General features: G+C 66.0%; 1 protein-coding gene and 1 pseudogene. One reads left to right on the top strand and one right to left on the bottom strand.

From position 1 onward, the window contains the following. Positions 1–348 (top strand): hypothetical protein (locus HMPREF7215_RS13480; RefSeq protein WP_009163934.1); only part of this gene is annotated, 348 nt, incomplete at its 5' end. Between the two features lie 62 nt (positions 349–410). Here HMPREF7215_RS13480 and HMPREF7215_RS13485 read toward each other — a convergent pair. After that, positions 411–1,096 (bottom strand): annotated as a pseudogene (locus tag HMPREF7215_RS13485) (hypothetical protein); the annotation flags it as partial.

Below are 1,096 nucleotides of genomic sequence, written 5' to 3' on the forward strand. Positions count from 1 at the left end.
ACGGAATGTTACGCGCGGGCCATCTCGCAGCAGGCGCTGGACGAGAACCGCCGCTTCATCCGCCTGATCGCCGTGCTGGCGCCGCTGTCGCTGTGCTGCTATTACGCCGTGATGCGTCTGTTCCTCGCGCCGCTGGTGGCGCGCCTGACGGGCGAGCGGTTCTTCCGTTTCGTTTACGTCGATCCGGCCGCGGGGCTGTTGCAGTTCTGCGCGGCTCACCCGCTGTTCGCCGTTTCGGCCCTGCTGGCCGGCTGGGGGCTGTTCCACGGGCGGATCCGCCTCGCGCGCCTCTGCGCGCCTCTGTGGCGCCGGCTCGCGGCGCGGCTTAAAAATTTCCTGCCCGATTAAAAAAGGAGTTCACCGAAAGTTTTTCGTGAACTCCTTTTTGTTTTGCGTTTTTTCCGAAGCGCTCAGCGGAAGTCGCCCAAGCGCGTTTTCTTGCCCGGTTCCCTGGTGAAGGGCGCGTAAACGCGCAGATGCGTGACATGGTCGAAGGCGTGGTCGTCCTTGCCGGCGGTGGCGTCGAAACGCCGCCATTCGCCGCCGTCGACGCGGCACATCACCAGCGAGCGGCGGCCGTAGGTGGACCAGAAGTCCCACAGCTTCTCCAGCGCCTGCGCTCCCGGCGTGAACGTGCCCTTGAAAAGCGGCGCGCGCGCCGTCATCTTTTCGCCGTCGAGCGAACGCACGATCATCCACTGCGTCTTTTCCCACGCCGACTGCATTTCTTTGGAGAAAGAATGCTCGTAGGGAATGATCTGGAAACCGCCGATGTCGCCGACGTCGCTCGTGCTCACGCAGATCACGCCGCAGTGATTGGCGCGCAGAGCGCTGCGGCGCTGGAACTTGCTGCCGCTGAAACGCCCCACGCCGCGGAAGGGACGTTCCACCGCGGCGATCACCTTGCTGCCTCCGCGCCAATAGCCTCGCACCGCGCCGCCGGCGCGGTTTTCGAAGTCGAACATGTACGGCCCGTCGGGATCTTCCGTCACCGACACCACCAGCGTTTCTCCGGGTCCGGGCAGCTGCGCCGCCGTCAGCTCGCGCAGCGTGCCGTCGGCGCGACGCACGCGCACCCGGTCGCCCACCACCGGCG

Source organism: Pyramidobacter piscolens W5455 (genome assembly GCF_000177335.1).
GTDB lineage: Bacteria > Synergistota > Synergistia > Synergistales > Dethiosulfovibrionaceae > Pyramidobacter > Pyramidobacter piscolens.